The sequence below is a fragment of the Segatella sinensis genome, assembly GCF_040095255.1.
Classification (GTDB): Bacteria; Bacteroidota; Bacteroidia; order Bacteroidales; family Bacteroidaceae; genus Prevotella; species Prevotella sinensis.
Genome location: NZ_JBBNGE010000045.1, coordinates 12,362 through 28,506 on the forward strand (window position 1 = coordinate 12,362; position 16,145 = coordinate 28,506).

10 protein-coding genes are annotated in these 16,145 nt (G+C 46.0%); 1 reads left to right on the forward strand and 9 read right to left on the reverse strand.

Translation table 11 applies throughout. The features are described from left to right. Nucleotides 1-102: 102 nt before the first annotated feature. The 3 genes from AAAT87_RS11625 to AAAT87_RS11635 all read right to left on the reverse strand — a co-directional run bounded on the left by AAAT87_RS11625 (nt 103) and on the right by AAAT87_RS11635 (nt 3,201). A complete protein-coding gene (locus tag AAAT87_RS11625; protein ID WP_295024251.1) occupies nt 103-495 on the reverse strand; it encodes a hypothetical protein in 393 nt (130 codons plus the stop codon). A 45-nt stretch (nt 496-540) separates the two neighbouring features. Beyond that, complete coding sequence (locus AAAT87_RS11630) at nt 541-1,230, reverse strand: phosphatase PAP2 family protein (RefSeq protein WP_349226505.1); 690 nt, start codon at nt 1,228-1,230, stop codon at nt 541-543. A gap of 63 nt (nt 1,231-1,293) precedes the next feature. Continuing rightward, nucleotides 1,294-3,201 carry an LTA synthase family protein gene (locus AAAT87_RS11635; protein WP_349226506.1) on the reverse strand — a complete coding sequence of 636 codons (1,908 nt, stop codon included), beginning with the start codon at nt 3,199-3,201 and terminating at the stop codon, nt 1,294-1,296. Nucleotides 3,202-3,386: 185 nt separating this feature from the next. Between AAAT87_RS11635 and AAAT87_RS11640 the strand changes: the two genes are divergently transcribed. After that, on the forward strand, nt 3,387-3,806 hold the full coding sequence (locus AAAT87_RS11640) for a helix-turn-helix domain-containing protein (RefSeq protein ID WP_089542465.1): 420 nt from the start codon (nt 3,387-3,389) through the stop codon (nt 3,804-3,806). A 123-nt stretch (nt 3,807-3,929) separates the two neighbouring features. Here AAAT87_RS11640 and AAAT87_RS11645 read toward each other — a convergent pair whose 3' ends face one another. From AAAT87_RS11645 to AAAT87_RS11670, 6 genes are all read right to left on the reverse strand, one after another. Next, nucleotides 3,930-4,547, reverse strand: a complete 618-nt coding sequence (locus AAAT87_RS11645; protein WP_349226507.1) for a sigma-70 family RNA polymerase sigma factor — start codon at nt 4,545-4,547, stop codon at nt 3,930-3,932. A gap of 170 nt (nt 4,548-4,717) precedes the next feature. Further along, nucleotides 4,718-7,654, reverse strand: a complete 2,937-nt coding sequence (locus AAAT87_RS11650) for a PD-(D/E)XK nuclease family protein (protein WP_349226508.1) — start codon at nt 7,652-7,654, stop codon at nt 4,718-4,720. A gap of 41 nt (nt 7,655-7,695) precedes the next feature. After that, nucleotides 7,696-10,962, reverse strand: a complete 3,267-nt coding sequence (locus tag AAAT87_RS11655; protein WP_349226509.1) for a UvrD-helicase domain-containing protein — start codon at nt 10,960-10,962, stop codon at nt 7,696-7,698. Nucleotides 10,963-11,014: 52 nt separating this feature from the next. Continuing rightward, a complete protein-coding gene (locus AAAT87_RS11660; protein ID WP_349226510.1) occupies nt 11,015-13,120 on the reverse strand; it encodes a DUF5686 family protein in 2,106 nt (701 codons plus the stop codon). Nucleotides 13,121-13,244: 124 nt separating this feature from the next. Continuing rightward, on the reverse strand, nt 13,245-14,117 hold the full coding sequence (locus tag AAAT87_RS11665) for a sigma-70 family RNA polymerase sigma factor (RefSeq protein ID WP_296986664.1): 873 nt from the start codon (nt 14,115-14,117) through the stop codon (nt 13,245-13,247). Between the two features lie 113 nt (nt 14,118-14,230). Beyond that, a complete protein-coding gene (locus tag AAAT87_RS11670; RefSeq protein ID WP_349226511.1) occupies nt 14,231-15,949 on the reverse strand; it encodes a GH25 family lysozyme in 1,719 nt (572 codons plus the stop codon). Nucleotides 15,950-16,145 lie beyond the last annotated feature (196 nt).

Consider the following 16,145-nt stretch of genomic DNA (forward strand, 5'->3'; position numbering starts at 1 on the left):
TAGTGAATAACAGTTAAAGAAAGCGCCCAAAAATACAAAGAAAGCGCCTCCACACCATGTGGGGGCGCTCAGCTTATGATGAATATGTATCAGATGGAAGAATTACTTCTTCTCTTCTACTGCCTTTCTGTAAGTCTCGTTCTTGACGATGAGAGTTCCTTCTTCTGTATCAACAGATACCATATCTTTTACATCTGAATCGAGACCCTTGCGGATGAGGTTGATGTTGGCAGATGGACCCTGTGGCTTGACATCCATATCCCACTTGAAGTAGTCCTTGTCAAGACCAGTGGTCTTTACAGTAAAGTCTGCGTTGACAGTAATGATGCGCTTTCCGTCAGCACTCTTGTATTCACCAGCAACAGCCTGCTGGAATGCTGAGTCTGTAACCACCTCTTCTACCTGAGTTGCAGGGGCTGCAGCTGGTTTCTTTTCTGTGCATGCTGTGAAGGCAAGCATACCCATGGCAATAGCCATCAATGTAAGTTTCTTCATAATCTTGATCTTTTAATTATTGATGTTTTGAAAATATTACTTTCTTTAGAATGTGAAAAGCATGATCAGACTTGTAGTAAACATTGTTGCTATGCTGATCAGTCCTACTGATATGGGGAGATAATCATACTGGATGTTTTTCTTGCCGTTCAGAAACTCCTGGGTGTATGATCTTGCCCAATGGTTATAGGCATAGAATACAATCGATGCCATAATGAAGCCAATAAGAACTCCTACCAGCAAATCGCCAGGATAATGTACTCCCAGATAGGCACGAGAATATGTTACCAGTGCAGCCCAGAACGCCAGGAATATATTCAGCTTTCTGTTTCTTACCAGATACATGGCGAATATGGCTACTCCCCACGAGTTGGCGGAGTGGGAGGACGGAAATCCGTATCTGCCGCCCCGGTATCCATCAACCACGTGTACCATATAGGATATGGAGTTGTCCAAGTTGCTTGGGCGGAGACGTCTTACCAATGGCTTGAGTAAGCCTGATGCTGTCTGGTCACAGAGCAATACGAGGAGCGCTATTGCTAGAATAGTGACTATCGTTACCTTCCAGTGGAAATTCTTAATCATCACGAAGATGAACGCTGCATAAAATGGAACCCATGTGAATCGGTTGCTCACCAAAACCATAAAGTAATCGAATAGTTCGTGGTGCATGCCATTGAAAAATAGCAATATCGTTGTATCTATCTGTTCTAGATAATGAATGAGTTCTAGCATAGTTGCCTTTACTATTTTTGTTGATATTTATATTCTCTTTTTTACTATCATTCAAAATGTTGTCTATTTCTTGGCTAAGTCATCGTATATCTTCTGGAGATAGGCTTGACCTCGTTTCAGATTAAAGCCTTTTTCGTCTTTGTCATATACGATTCGCTTGGCTCTGTTGTCGTAGATGAGCGAGTTCTCTTCTGAAACAATACCAAATGCATCGTTCACCGCAAAGAATGCGAATTTAGGTGTGGCATCACTCATCATGTTCTTACTGAAAGTGAATTCCCTGTGCTCTACTCCCAGCTGACCGAGCAGGGTGGCTGCAATGTCATGCTGTGAACCGATGATGCCCACTTTCATAGGGCGCGAGATAGCTCCACCTGCCAGGATGAGTGGAATCTGGTAACGGCTACGGTCGTGATCGTTCAGATTTTCCTTGTAACCTCCCACATGGTCTGGTACGAACACGATAAGCGTATTCTTCCATCTTGGCAGTTTGCGGTATTCCCTGACGATAGCACCCATTACGCTGTCGGTGTAGGCGAAAGCATTCAGACGCTTATCTTTCAATCTGTGGTAAGGCACCTCGAAAGGCTCGTGGCTGCTGGAAGTCTGCAATATTCTCAGCATAGGACGCTTCTCATTCTGCTGTGCCTTGATATCTTCCATCATTTTGGCTGCCAGGATATGGTCTGGCACACCCCATTTGCTCAGCTTGTCTTCTATCGGGAAGTTGGCATCAGAAATGATATGCTGATAACCCTGAGAAACAAGATAGGAGCGCATGTTGCAGAAATCTGCATCTCCACCATAATAATAGGTGGTTTTGTAATTCTTGTATTTCGCCAGGTTGCGGGCTATGGATGGCAACTGACTAGTCTTGCGTGGATAGCGCATGATGCTGGTTGTGGGCTGTGCAGGATAGCCGCTCAATATGGAAACCATGCCTCTGTCCGTACGGAAACTGTTGGCATAGAATCTTGTAAATAGAATACTCTGCTGGGCGATGGAATCCAGGCATACTGCAACATCCTTGTATGAGCCCATGGATGGCATGATGTCGCTGGCAAAACTTTCCATGATGACAATGAGAATATCAGGAGTTCCCTTCTTGAAAGTTGCCTCATTGAGCAAAGGGTAGGTGTTCTCATCGCTTGTACTTGTCATTGTTGCGAATATCTTGTCAGCCTCTTTATCTTTCATGAAGCGATACTGTGAAGCGAAGTCCTCCTGGTGAGTGATTGATTCAAACAGGCTGAACAACGGATTCACGGCTGAGTGGTTCAGATAGGCATTCTGGCTGAAGTATGCCTGTCCTGTGTTCATCGTAGAAACGGTGATGCCACCTCTGATAGGCAGGAAGAGTAAGCCTGTGAGCAGGAGGAGTATGATGGATGTACGGCCACGATGGCGGTCAAAGTCATCGAATCGGTTTCTTTTACCACTGCCGAATCCTCCATATCCATAGCTGTAGCGACTGTATTGCTGGCGTTTCTCGCCTCGCATTCGTAAAGTGAACCAAACTCCAATGGTCAGGACAATCAATATGACAATTGAAAGAATCACTTGCCAGATGCTTACACTGGCGATGGCATCAGCCGGTGAAGTGAAGAAGTAGAAGAGTGGAGTACTGTCCAATGGATACTTCCAGTATGGATAAAGACTTGCGTTAAGCAGGAAACTGCAAGTGATGAAAAGTGAGGCAATTATGAAGTAGATGTTCATAATTGGTTTAACCAGGTCTCTTTTCAGCCATACCACGGCAATGGAAAGAAAACCAGGAATCACAGATAAGTAACCAGCCATCGATAAATCGAGTGGAAGTCCATGCCAGATAACAGCAGGCAACTCCGTGAAGATATTGTCGACAGGTTGTGTGGCAGAACCCTTTTCCAAAAAGAGGAACAGCGGCTTCTGCAAAACAAACAATACTACAAACGTAGCATAAGTCTTAACAAACCATATAATTTGCTTCATACGAACGTTGAACTTTTCTATATTTAATGTTTAAAATTTCTATATTAATAATGTATCTGTATGCAAAATTAGGAATAATTTTCGAGATAGACAATTATTTTTATAGTTTTTTTCAAAAAAGTGCCAAAAAATTTGGTAGTTTAATAATTTTGCCGTATCTTTGTTGTATTAATTTATTACGCATTATGGCTAAGTATAACATTCAACCCAAAAAAGAGAAGTCAGCGAGATATCAAACCTTGCTGAGTGAGGAGACTAAAGACCGCCTCCGTGATGAGATTATCCGTCTGATTGTAACGGAGAGAAAATACAAGGATCCTGAGTACAACTCTAAAAAGTTGGCTGAGGACCTGAGCACGAACTCTCGTTATATTTCGGCAGTGTGTGCAACTCGATTCCACAAGAATTATTCAGAGTTGGTTAATGATTATCGTGTGAACGATGCAATGTCGCTGCTCACAGATAAGCGCTATGCAAAGATGAGCGTGGAAGATATTAGTGAGATGGCTGGATTCAGCACTCGTCAAAGTTTCTATGCAAACTTTTACAAGCGTCTGGGCATAACCCCACGTCAGTATCGCCTCGAACATTCACAGCATAAGTAACTTCTTATAGAAGCAATGCCGCTCATATAAAAATGGCAGTACAGGACAGTTTCTTGTACAGCCATTTTTATTTTGTATTACAATCTGTATTCGCTGGCATTTAAGAGAGATAATCATCAGACTTTATTTTCTAAGAAAATGCTTGAGCACCTTACTGGTAGTATTCTTTGATATCTGGCGTATCGCCTTGTCTCTGATCTGGCGCACACGCTCTCGCTTCAGCTGCAGGTCTTCTGCTATTTCTGCCAGTGTTTCATGTGCCATTCCTATACCATAGAACTTAGAGATGACTATGCGGTCGCGTTCTTTCAGTTCTCCAACGCAACGTTCCAAGTCGTTGAGCATCTGAGCGAAAGCCGTATTGTCGTCTGCCGGCTGGGCATCCTTGTTGATAAGGATGTCGAGTAGGGTGTACTTGTTTCCCTCAGTGATAGGGGCATCGATGGAAACAGCTTTTGCAGCATTGCGTGGAGCATGCTTTTTCTGATCCTTTGGTACACGATAGAGTGCTGCCTGCTTGTCGATTGTCTGCTGCATCGCCTTGCGAATGAAAGGGGATGCATAAGCCACAAACTGCGAACCGCGTTCGGCATCGTATTTTTGAGCTGCCGTGAGCATCGCCAAAGTTCCTTCGCTAACCAAGTCATCGAAGTCAACACCATTACCACGATAGTGGTTGGCTACCGATTTTACGTAGTTGATGTTATCGCTTACCAACTTATTGATTTCTTTCTCTGTCATATCTCCTTTGGGTCTTTTAATTCATGAATGATGTTTATGATACAATTTTCTGCCGAGAGAAACTCTTGCGTGATTGCGTAGTGTGCTCTCTCTACTGCAAAAATACAGAGAAATATTTGAAGAAACAAATTTTGCTCCCAAATATTTCTCATTTTAACATTCTGCAATACCTATTTGCATAGTCCGGCGTACGGACAATACTCGCAACGTTTCTTGTCGCAGGTAGGACGCAGTGGCAATGCGGGATTGTAGATGTCGGCAATCAGACTGCGGAGATGCGCCATGAAGTCTTCTTCATACGGTGTGATATCTTCTATCTTTTCCCTGCCTAGTTTAAGGGTTGGGTCATAGTCTTCTGCACCTGCATTCTGTATGAACAGCAAGCCTGGTGACACGGGGTCCTGTGCTGAATTGTATCTTTTGCTGTTCTTGATGATCATCGAGTAGAGGAAAGCCTGCAGATAATAATCCGTATGCTTGCTCAGTGCCTGGGGAGTTGCCGAGAACATCTCATCTATATCCTTAGGATGGGTTGTCTGTGCTCTTCCCGTCTTGTAATCGATGACTCTGATGCGTTCAGAGATGTTCGATATAGGAGAAATGGCATCCAGACGGTCAATGAAACCACCGATCTTGAACTGCTTTTCGCCCCTGCTTGTGTTGACATTCAGTGTATCTGAAACTACCAATTCCATACCGATGATGGTAAATGGTGTCTGGCGTCTGTCTATGGAGATGAGCTGTCGCAAATAGCTGGCTATTACCTCCTTGTTGATGAGTTGCAGACCGTTGTATTTCGGATGATAGTCGTTGTTGCCTACCTTGAAGAGCTCTTCTCTGAAGGCCTGATCTACCAGTCTATCTACCAGCATCTTATCCTTCATTGCCTGGTCCAGGATGTCTGCAGTGATGACGATTGGGCGGATGAGCTGCTGCTTTCCTTTCTCATCTGTCTGGATATCGCTCTTGCTAGCAAAGCCATAGTAGAAAAGTTCGGCTGCCCGATGGAAGATGTTTCCGAAGATGCGGTTATCTACTTCGTCTTCATCTATTTCATCCGGTTCCAGCAACCCCTTTACATATTTATAATAGAACTGCTTCTGGCATCTCTGGTATGTATTGAGAAAAGTAGGTGTGAGCATTCTTACGTCGTCAAGTACCTTCATCACTTCTTCGGTCTTTGGCTCTTCGTCGTATGCCGGGCGAAGGGGCTTCTGACCGGCGATGAGGGTCTTGCGAACGATAGGATGCTGACTTTCTACCATCAGCTGGAGCATGAATCTGCTCATCTCGCCCGATTGACCATCTTCCGTAGCATTGTTGTAGGTAAGCGTGATGTCGTGGGCACGCTGCAACATACTGTGAAAGTAGTAGGCAAAGATGGCTACCTTGTTTTCTACGGTGGTGAGACCATAAGCTTTGCGCAGGGAGTAAGGGATGAATGAAGAATCGTTCACGCCCTTTGGAATTTTGCCTTCGTTGCAGGATAGAACCAGAATATGATCGAAATCGAGGTTTCTGGTTTCGAGTACACCCATTACCTGTATTCCTTCTGCCGGCTCGCCATGGAATGGTATGCTTGTGGTCTGGATGAGCTGCTGTATCAGTCGCTCCAGAGTGATGGTATCTACCTCTAGGTCGCCGGATGTGATGAGTTCCTGCAGGCGGTTGAGTAGGGTGTAGGTGCGATAGAGTGATTCGTGGAATAGCGGATCATTCAAATCCTTTGCCTGGGTTCCTATCATGCGCAGAATATCAAGCAAGTAGCTGATGAGCTGCTTGTTGTAGCTGCTTTGCGTGGCTTCTGCCGTCTGCTCTTCCAGGTTTCTGAAAAGCAGAGAGAGTCCTTCGTCTCCATCCATGCTGAGGAAATCGCGCGATGGGTAGAAGCGTTTCTGCTCTTCCAGCTTTTCAAGCAGGTCGGCATACCGTGAGCTGATGAATCTCGTATAGGGATGGCGCAATGCTGTGAGCACATAATGAAGACGGTAGGTCTCGCTATGCTGTGGATGACCTGTTCCTTGCAACTGGATGAGCTGCTGGATGAGACTGTAGAAAGGTGTTTGCTGCAAAGGATAGCCTATCGTGATATTGACGCTTTTCACCTCTTCCGGAAGTGAATGTATCACACTCTGCAAGAGGTTTTCGTCGCTCAGTACGATGGCTACATTGCGCCCCATCTTGTAGCGGTTGTGCTCCTTGAGCCAGGCGTTTACGTATCTGGCCTGGATGTTCTCTGTTGGTGCAGATATGTAGGTGATATCCTTGTTCTTCGACATGTTGTCGTAGATGTCTTTCTGCGGATAGCTGGCAAGTTCGTTGGGATAGTGCTTCAAATACTGACGGATGTAGTGGCCGGCTTCATTTTGTCCCTCCATATAGTACTTGTCGTAATCCCAGTAGAAAAGGGCTTTGCCCTGTTTCAGCAGTCGGTCGCATAGTGTCTGTTCTACTATCTGCATCATATTGAAACCGATGAAGAGATACTTCTTGTAATGGAAGTCTATATCTTCATCGTTTACTACCTTGCGATAGAGTGCTCCTTCATAAGCCAGTTGCTGTTCGGCCAGTTTCTGGTTGAATCCTACGTAGATATCGTAGAAATGTGACCATAACTGCAGAAATCGCTTCTTCAGTTCTGTATTGTGATCATCAGAGAAATTGCTGAAGAATTTCTTGATCATTGCTTTCTGATAGTCTGTGAGATAAGAAACATCGTCGAGTTCATGGATGTCACTCAGATTGGCAAAGAGCAGTTTGGCATCTACCATGTTCTTATCTACATCGTCAAAATCGGCAAGGAGGAGCTGCCCCCAACCGTAAAAGTGATCGAGGGTCTCATCAATGCCTGTGCATGCTACGAATACCTTGTGCAGGTCGCAGATAGACTTGATTGGGTCAGCAACCTTCAGGTCGGAGTGTCGGCGGAAGAGGTCGCTGATGGTGATGTATGTGGGAGTCCAGATTGGCTTGCCGGCCAATTGCGCCAGATAGGTATTGAGGAAGAGCGCTGCACGCTTGTTTGGAAAAACCACTGCGATGTCGCTCATGTTGGTGCCGTATTTTGCCAGCATATCCTGGGCTACTGTTTTCAAGAATGCTTTCATTGTATATTGTTTTTTATTATCTTTGCATTTCTTTTATTCATCTATAATACTTCTTCTATTTTGTTCGGATAAACATACCAGAGGTATCCCTTGACATGAGCATGTCCCATACTTTCGAGCAGCTTCATATAGCCTTTTATCTGGTCGTGGTACTCCGGCTTCGGTTTACCGAATTTGAAATCTACTACCACGGTTTCGTGCTCATCTTTCATCACTCGGTCTGGGCGATGCTCTACCATGTTCCCGTCCTTGTCTGTGCTGATGATGGAACACTCGTTGAAAACATTCCATCGGTCGGAGAACCAGTCGCTTACCTTGTCTGATTCCAGACGTTTGCGAATCATCTTCTCAACTCTGTCTCGCGAGATGTTTTCATCGTAGAGAACTCCATCAAGTTCCAGCTGTTTCAGTGCTCCTTCAATATCATCTCTTGTGCGGATGGTAGAGAAGAGACTGTGCAGTACTGTACCCATCTTGATATAGAATTTCTGCTGTTCTTCCTGTTCATCTCCTTTGATGAGATCGCGGCTCTTGTTACTCTGTCTGAATTCTGGAAGCTTAGGTGATACATTGATATCTATCTGCATCATTTCTGCAGGCATGGTAAAGACATTTCTGTTGATTTTCATCTCCATCTTTACTTTTTGCTTGGGTACCACCGGTTCGCCATATTTAAAGATGATGTCGTTGGTCTTGCTGTCTGTACCGATGCCTTCCAACTCTACATTTACCGCGTCGGTAAGCATTTCGTATGCTTCTTTCTCTGCATTTTGCTTCAGCTTCTCAGCAACAGTTTCCAGTGATTTTTCGATGATTCCCGAACGGTACGCGGTAGATGCGCGTTTGCCGAAGACATAGAGATTATGACTGGCTCTGGTGAATGCCACATAGAGCAGGTTCAGATTATCTACGATGTTCTGCAGATGCTCGTGATGATAGTCATCTTCATAGATGCTTCCTTTCATCTGTTTGGCACTGAAATCTACAGGAACCAGAGGCAGTTCGTTGTAAGGAGCTTCCTGAGGAGTACACCAGATGGTATTGGCTTTCTCCAGCTGCCAGTCGCAGTATGGCATGATGACATGGTCGAATTCCAGTCCCTTACTCTTGTGGATGGTGATGAGTCGGATGCCCTCGATGCCGTCACTATGGATGCTTTTTTCGTGGAGATTGTTTTCCCATTCCTGGAGAAACGCCTCGATGTCGCTGCTGTTGTCTGTCAGGAAGGAATTCAACTTGTCGTAGAAGGCACATACGTAGGCACTTTGTACTTTCATATCTTCTATCTCGCTAAGGTGAAGTTCCGTAAACAGTCTTTCGGTCAGGTCGAGTAGAGGCATCTCCAGCAATTTCTGTCGATTCTCTGTGATCAGCTCAACCACCTTTTCATCATTGAGATAAGTATGGGCAAACTTCAAGAGTGTGGCGCGGGCAATATCATCGGCAGGGTGCATCAGCAGCTTCAGGGCTGTGATGAGTATCTGTACTGCCTGCGAAGCGTCGAGGCGGAATGCCTCGTCTGAAACCATCTCATAGTCTGAATGCTCCATAAAGTAGGCTGCGATATCCTGGATGGTGCGGTTGTTGCGCACGAGGATAGCGATACGGTGGGTGGGAACACCACGTGCAGTCAACTCATCTACTGTTTGCAGACAGAGTTGCATCATGCGGTCTTCTTTATTTTCTGCATCATTTTCATCGTCCTCTTCCTGTGTCTTGAGGAGTCGCACCTCCACATATCCCTGCACCTTTTTCTTCTCCGGAACTTCCTGTTCTACATCGGCATAGGCTGTAAGCAGTTGCTGGGCAGTTTCCGGTATCGTTTCTGCCAGTTCGTTATATTCCTGCTGGGCGGCTTCTACGAAGAAGGCATTGTTGAAGTTGATGACATTGCGGTCTGAGCGATAGTTGGTGGCAAGGGTCTCTACATCCAGTTGTTTCTTCGGATTGTCAAACTGGTCTTCTATGTTGTTGAGAAGTCGCCAGTCGCCCGAACGCCAGCGGTAGATGCTCTGTTTCACGTCGCCTACAATCAGATTGCCTGCATCTTCGCGGCTCATCGTTTCTTCCAACAGCACCTTGAAGTTTTTCCACTGTATGGTGCTGGTATCCTGAAACTCGTCTATCATCACGTGGTTCAGCTGGGTACCGATTTTCTCGAAGATGAAAGGTGAGTCGCTGCCTTGGATGAGTGAGTGAAGCAATGTCTGTGTGTCGCTGAGCAGGAAGCGGTTAGCCTCCTGGTTCATTTCTCTCACCTTCTTGTCTATGCTGCCCAAGAGGCGCAGCTGGTTGAGGTGCTTGATGGTGAGGTTGGCGCTCTTGTACATTCTTTCCAGCATGTGGCGATGCTCTTCCGAAAACTGGAGAATCGGATAGAGAGTATTCACCACATGCTGATAGAGTGGAGAATTGTTCTTGACTTCCGACTTCTTGACCCAGTTTTCCGGACTTGCCATACATTTATTTAGAGTCATGTTGTTGACGTCATCGTCTCCGTATTTTCCATTTCTCAATTTGTTGAAGTAGCTCCAGATACCCCTTGTCTTGTTGTTGAGGTCATCAGCCGAATATCCTTCCTCTTCCAGCGCATCGAAAAAGGAAGCTGCGATTTCTTCGAATTTTTCTTTAGCCTGGTTTCGGGTGTCCTTCATCTTGTCTTTGAATGCTTCGAAGAAGCCTTCTTCTTCCATTCGTTTTGACAGCTCGTCGGCGTGCTCCTTGTAGTAATCACGGAAGATGTGCTCACCAAAGGACTTGATCTGGCCGATCACATTCCAGCTCTTGTCGTCTGCGATGTTTTCCTTGATGTAATCCATAATCCAGAAAAGCAGTTTGTCGGTGCTTTCCAGACTTTCTATCAGTTCATCCACAGCTTGCTGTTCCACCTGATAATCGTTCAGCCCGATACGCAGGTTGGCTGTGAGGTCGAGTTCTCGTGCCAGATTTCGCAAGACACTCTGAAAGAATGTATCAATGGTTTCTACTCTGAAATAGTTGTAGTTGTGGATGAGCAGGCGCAAAGCCTCTTCCGCATTCTTTCTGATTTGTTTTTCCGAAAGATGGGGGAGTGCGGCATGTATCTGTACCAGATACTGATCTGATTCGGGCAGCTCGTGGGCAATGCCGTAGAGCTGTCCGAGAATACGCAGTTTCATCTCTTCTGTAGCCTTGTTGGTAAAGGTTACAGCCAGGATGGTGCGAAAGGCGTGGGGATTGTCTATCACCAGGGTCATGTATTCGCGGGCAAGGGTAAAGGTCTTACCCGAACCCGCACTTGCCTTGTAAACGGTGAGTTGTGAATTCATATATTGTTCTTTTTTTTCTTTTGATTTATAAGGGAATATCCCGTAACGGATTCTACCAGTTTCTGAAAAGTTCGAAGCCGAAGCGGCAGCCTACGCCATCAAACTTTCCCTGTCTGAATGCTGCGAAGAAGCCGAGCGATATCAGACGCGTGCTTACACCATAGCCCCATTCTGTATAAGGGTAGAGGTGTTTTACCACCAGACCGCTGGTATAGAGTCTTTCTGATTCTACATATCTGCCTATCAGCGGAAGCCAGGCTGCAAGAATCATCGGAGATTCATAGGTGAAGTTGGCACGCAGGTAATAGTTGCTGGCATTATACCAGTAGGACGACAGCAGTTCGAAATCGCCCGACCATTCATCGTTCCAGCCTCCCGGAATATTGTTGTCGTGGAAGTTGGTGTAATCTACGAAGTCCCAGTGTGCTCCTCTTCGGGTATAGAAACCTGTTCCGAAACGCATCGAATACGATTGCCTGCGGGAAGAATAGAGAATCGTCTGGGCATCAAACTCGGCTCTTCCGTAGTCGATGTTGCTGCCCAGCAGGTTTTTGAAACCTTGCTCATAGTCGAGTTTCAGCACGATGCCTTTCTCTGCTTTAGGTCTCCATTCTATTCCGATGGCAGGAGCCACAGACTTGTACTGATCCGGATAGCCTATGGATTGATAGAAGTCCGGACGGATGGCAATGCGGTTGTGCGCTACCATTCCCAGTTCCATCGCCCAATGTGGGGAGAGGCGCCAGTGGTTGGTGAGTCGCATGTAATTATCCTTGAATTCCGTAAAGGTGGATTTTCCCATCAGAAGAGAAGGTATCTCCGCTGGCGAGAACCCTCCAATGCTGTCTTTCGGATCCATGTATCCCAACGCCTGGCGAGCCAGTTTGTTGGTATTGATGCGGTTGCCGTTACCGATTTCCAGCTGCAGATAACCCTCGTGACGGGTATTGTAGTTGAATCTGACAGGAATACTGTAGTAGAAACGATGCTGGCGGAAACTGTAACCGCCTTTTATTCCGGCAGAAAGCTGGATGTTGTCATTGAAGGCATACTGTCCGTTGATCTTGAACTTATACACCACACCCTTGGATTCCGAATAACCCATATATAATGGATTGAACAATGGGTCGATGCGGAAATAGCCCTGCTGCTGTTTGCCGAAGTCGCTGGAAATTCTGTTCAGCAGGTTATCGCCTACGATATCCCAGAGCACATCTTTTGCGAAATCTTTCTTTTTTTCTCCCTGTGCTGCGGCTTTCCTTTTTCGCTCTTCCTGTCTGTCGTAATAGATGCGATAGATCATTTCCTCATCGGTGTTCAGTTTGATAGGTCGCACTTTCGACATCATGGCGGTATCTGCGCTATTCTTGATGGTATCTTCCAGAACTTTTGGCAGATCATATATGGTGGTGTATTTCCCGGTAATCTTATTACCCATGAAACTGAAGTTGGCGCGCATGTCACATTTGACAGGTCCCAGCGACTTGTAGCCTTTCTTGCCCATCGTCACGGAGATGTAGAAACGGGTCATATCGTATTCTCCCTCGAAGTCGCACATCTGAATCTGTCCGTTTTGGATACGGACGATCGCCCTGGTCTCTACCAGCTGGGTGTTTTTGATGCGTGGGTAGGCGTAAACCTGAGCCATACCATAGAGCAGTGGCGTGACGGAGTACTTGTAGTATCGTCTGTTGGAACGATGGAAAGGGGAGAGGATGTTCTCCTGAAAGAGGTTTTCTCCATATACATTCGGCGTCATGTAGTTGAGCGCAGCGCTCATCGTACTTTTGCGGTGTGGAATGGTACTGAGATTGAGCAGCCGGTGGATGACAGGTGCTCCCTTCTCATTCACTTCGATGCGGTTGTAGAATTCGCTGATGAACTTTCTGCCTGCACCGTAGGAGATGGCGTACATGGTAGGAACGAGAGCCAGGGTGGCGTTTCGCTTGTTGGTACGCATCTGGAATTTGGTGTAGGCATAGCTCGAATTGCTTCCTCTTCCCGTGGTATCAATCTTTTGGGCATAACAGAAGATACGCTGCATCACGGAGTCTGTGATGGCGTCCTTAGCCTTCACTCTTCTGGCTTCTGTTGTCAGAGGAAAGCTGATAGTCAAAAGGATGACAGCCGCTATGATGCGAATCAGTTGTATCTTCATATTTATCTATAAAAAAATCGGGTGAGGCTGAGTTGCCGCACCCGATTGCAAAGTTAATGTAAATATCTTGAAAGTCCAAACTTTTGGCTTGATATTATACTTTTTTATCCCAGAAAATTTATCTTTATCCCAGATATTTCATCAGAATACCGATCTTGCCGGATTCTCTGAGCTTGGTGATGCTCTTCTCTCTGATCTGTCGAACTCTTTCGCGTGTCAATCCCATCTTGTCTCCGATTTCTTCCAGACCCTTCTCGGTCTCGTCGATACCGAAGCAGGCGCATACAATCTTGCGTTCTCTTTCCTTCAGACATTTGTTGAGAACCTGTTTCAGCTCCTGAGCCATACTCTCATGATCCACGTGCTTGTCGGTACGGCTGTCGTCTCCGCTCGACATCACATCTGCCATCGAGTTGTCATCGTCTTCGCCGAATGGTGCATCGATGCTTACGTGGTGACCGCTGGCCATCATACTCTGAGAGATCTTATCTTCATCTACACCGGTGCGGGCAGACAGTTCCTCTACGCTAGGGCGGCGCTGGTTTTCCTGCTCAAATCGGTTGATTTCCTGATTTACCTTGTTGAGCGAACCCACCTGGTTCAAAGGCAGTCTCACGATGCGGCTCTGTTCTGCTATTGCCTGGAGGATGCTTTGGCGAATCCACCATACAGCATAGGAGATGAATTTGAATCCGCGGGTCTCATCGAAGCGTTCTGCAGCCTTGATGAGTCCGATGTTGCCTTCGTCAATAAGATCGGTGAGTGTGAGTCCCTGATGCTGATACTGTTTTGCCACAGACACCACGAATCTCAAGTTGGCTTCTACCAATTTATTCTTGGCTCTTTCGCCAATTCTACCTCCCTTTCTTATCTGCTGTGCCAGCTCTATCTCTTCCTCGATAGAGATCATTGGCGCTCTGCCGATCTCTACCAGATATTTATCTAGTGCTTCACTATTTCGATTGGTTATGCTCTTTTGTATCTTAAGTTGTCTCATGATGATCCTACCCCCAAATTTTGTTACTAAACTCCACAAAGTTAGTAAAAAATGTGATAGGTTGTATTTTTCTACAACATAATTTAACTAAAAATACTTGTTTTTTCGAAATTTTATCTAACTACCTCATTTTGAGAGAATTTTGTGAATGCATCTTGATAGCCATTGAATACATTGATATCTACGGCTCCGTGGATGCCTGCCACACGGCCATCCGGGCATAGCTGCCAATATACCAGGTGGATGTCTGGCTTGTATTCGCCATAGCGGGCAATCCATATTTTATAGTTGTGCTTCAGGTCGGGTGCTGCAGGCAGATAGCGGTTTACGAAGATCTGACTGATGTAGAGGATAGGTTTTACGCCCGTGGCTCTTTCCACCAGTCTTAACCAGGTTCTTACTCTTGCGAAGAGAACGCCCGGACCTCCCATCTTGCTGATCTGGCTATGCGATGGCTCCAGGTCGAGAACCGGCGGAAAATCTCCTCTCCTGATGCAGCTGTGTCTGAGGAAATGATTTGCCTGAGCAACGGCTGGTGTTCTGGTGCTGAAGAAGTGGTAAGTGCCTACTTTATAGCCATGTGCGCGAGCTGCACTATAGTCTTTCTTATAGTAAGGATTCACTATTGATTTACCCTCTGTGCTCTTGATGTAGATGAAGCGGATCGGGTAGTTTACGTTGCCTGCTACTGTTTTTCTGCTGATGTTTCCCAGGTGAGTGATGCGCAGTTTCTTCCAGTTTATCTGATATCGCTTTCTGCCTTTGATGTGCTGGTATTTCGAGATGTCGATACCATAGATTCGCTGTGAGGTATATACCAGTCGCTCTCCCTTGTATCTGTCTTTCTTCCATTCGCCCACTCTCAGAGGCTTCTTGGGTGCGATGCTGAATCCCCATCCGTTTCTTTCTCCATTCTTCCATTCTCCTTCGTAGTAGGAACCGTCGTGCCCCATCCAGGTGCCATAGCCTTCTGCCTGGTAGAGACTGTCGTAGTTGCCTGAGAAATAACCCAGTGAGTCATGGCGCTGTTCATAGTTGATGGTGTCTCGGTGAGTGGCTCCCTGCAGGTTTACGATTCCGATGGCTGTGCGGGGTGCAATGCCGTAGATACCATCAGGGGTTGTTTCTGATACCAGCTGGAAGAGGTGGCAGTACTGTCTGTCTTTTCTTTCTTCTGCATTCGTCTGGATGAGCTTGCAGTCTTCGCTTCGGGTCTTGCCGTTTTCATCGGTGTAGAATGCCTTATATTTAATAAGGTATACCAATACCAGTTTGCCGTCTTTCTGGTTTGACTTGTCAGAAGGCGTTTTTCCCTGGATATGATGCAGCGAGTCGAGCATCTTCTTGGCAGAATCTCTCAACACCTTCTCGCGGTTTTCGAAGGCGCAGATTCGGTTGTATCCCAGATCCATTACGCTGTGGGAGTGGATATAGTATGCCAGTTCGCTTTCTTTCCATTTCGAATCCTTGTAGAGACTGTCGAGGGAATCCGCTTTCTCTACCAGCACACTGTCTGCATCGAGTCCCTGATAGCGGTTTCGGGTGATGTCTGTATTGTTGGATGCTGCGAGTCGTCCCTGGCATGAAGGAACGAGTGCCCAGCGGTTCATGAAGGTTGCTGCCAGTGTGGTGGTATCTTCGTCGAATCGCAGCATGGTTTTGCCGTTTCTTCTTATTTCGTAGCAGCTGTAGGCTTCTATTCTGGCTTTGGCTGCCTGCACCTGTTCTCTTGTGGGATTCAGACTGCGGTAGGTCCAATATCCCAGGGCGCAAAGTAAAATGATAAATAGGGTACCAGCTATTCTGATGCCTTTCTTTCTGTTGTTTGTCATTGTTTCAATTCCTCCTATATTTCTTTTCTCTCTTACTGAGCCCACTTTAAAAAGTAAGGCCTGTTTAAAATGTTTATATTTCATGATAATAATCTTCGATTTATGCCGTTATCTGGAGCATTTTTCGTATCTTTACACCATCAATCAACCAGAATGACTATGTTTAAAAAGACAGATCCGAATCCTCAGTTAGATA

What these genes read in the sequence shown, in the direction of transcription:
- AAAT87_RS11625 (WP_295024251.1), bottom strand. Translation starts at nt 495, where the DNA reads ATGAAGAAACTTACATTGATGGCTATTGCCATGGGTATGCTTGCCTTC.
- AAAT87_RS11630 (WP_349226505.1), bottom strand. Translation starts at nt 1,230, where the DNA reads ATGCTAGAACTCATTCATTATCTAGAACAGATAGATACAACGATATTG.
- AAAT87_RS11635 (WP_349226506.1), bottom strand. Translation starts at nt 3,201, where the DNA reads ATGAAGCAAATTATATGGTTTGTTAAGACTTATGCTACGTTTGTAGTA.
- AAAT87_RS11640 (WP_089542465.1), top strand. Translation starts at nt 3,387, where the DNA reads ATGGCTAAGTATAACATTCAACCCAAAAAAGAGAAGTCAGCGAGATAT.
- AAAT87_RS11645 (WP_349226507.1), bottom strand. Translation starts at nt 4,547, where the DNA reads ATGACAGAGAAAGAAATCAATAAGTTGGTAAGCGATAACATCAACTAC.
- AAAT87_RS11650 (WP_349226508.1), bottom strand. Translation starts at nt 7,654, where the DNA reads ATGAAAGCATTCTTGAAAACAGTAGCCCAGGATATGCTGGCAAAATAC.
- AAAT87_RS11655 (WP_349226509.1), bottom strand. Translation starts at nt 10,962, where the DNA reads ATGAATTCACAACTCACCGTTTACAAGGCAAGTGCGGGTTCGGGTAAG.
- AAAT87_RS11660 (WP_349226510.1), bottom strand. Translation starts at nt 13,120, where the DNA reads ATGAAGATACAACTGATTCGCATCATAGCGGCTGTCATCCTTTTGACT.
- AAAT87_RS11665 (WP_296986664.1), bottom strand. Translation starts at nt 14,117, where the DNA reads ATGAGACAACTTAAGATACAAAAGAGCATAACCAATCGAAATAGTGAA.
- AAAT87_RS11670 (WP_349226511.1), bottom strand. Translation starts at nt 15,949, where the DNA reads ATGACAAACAACAGAAAGAAAGGCATCAGAATAGCTGGTACCCTATTT.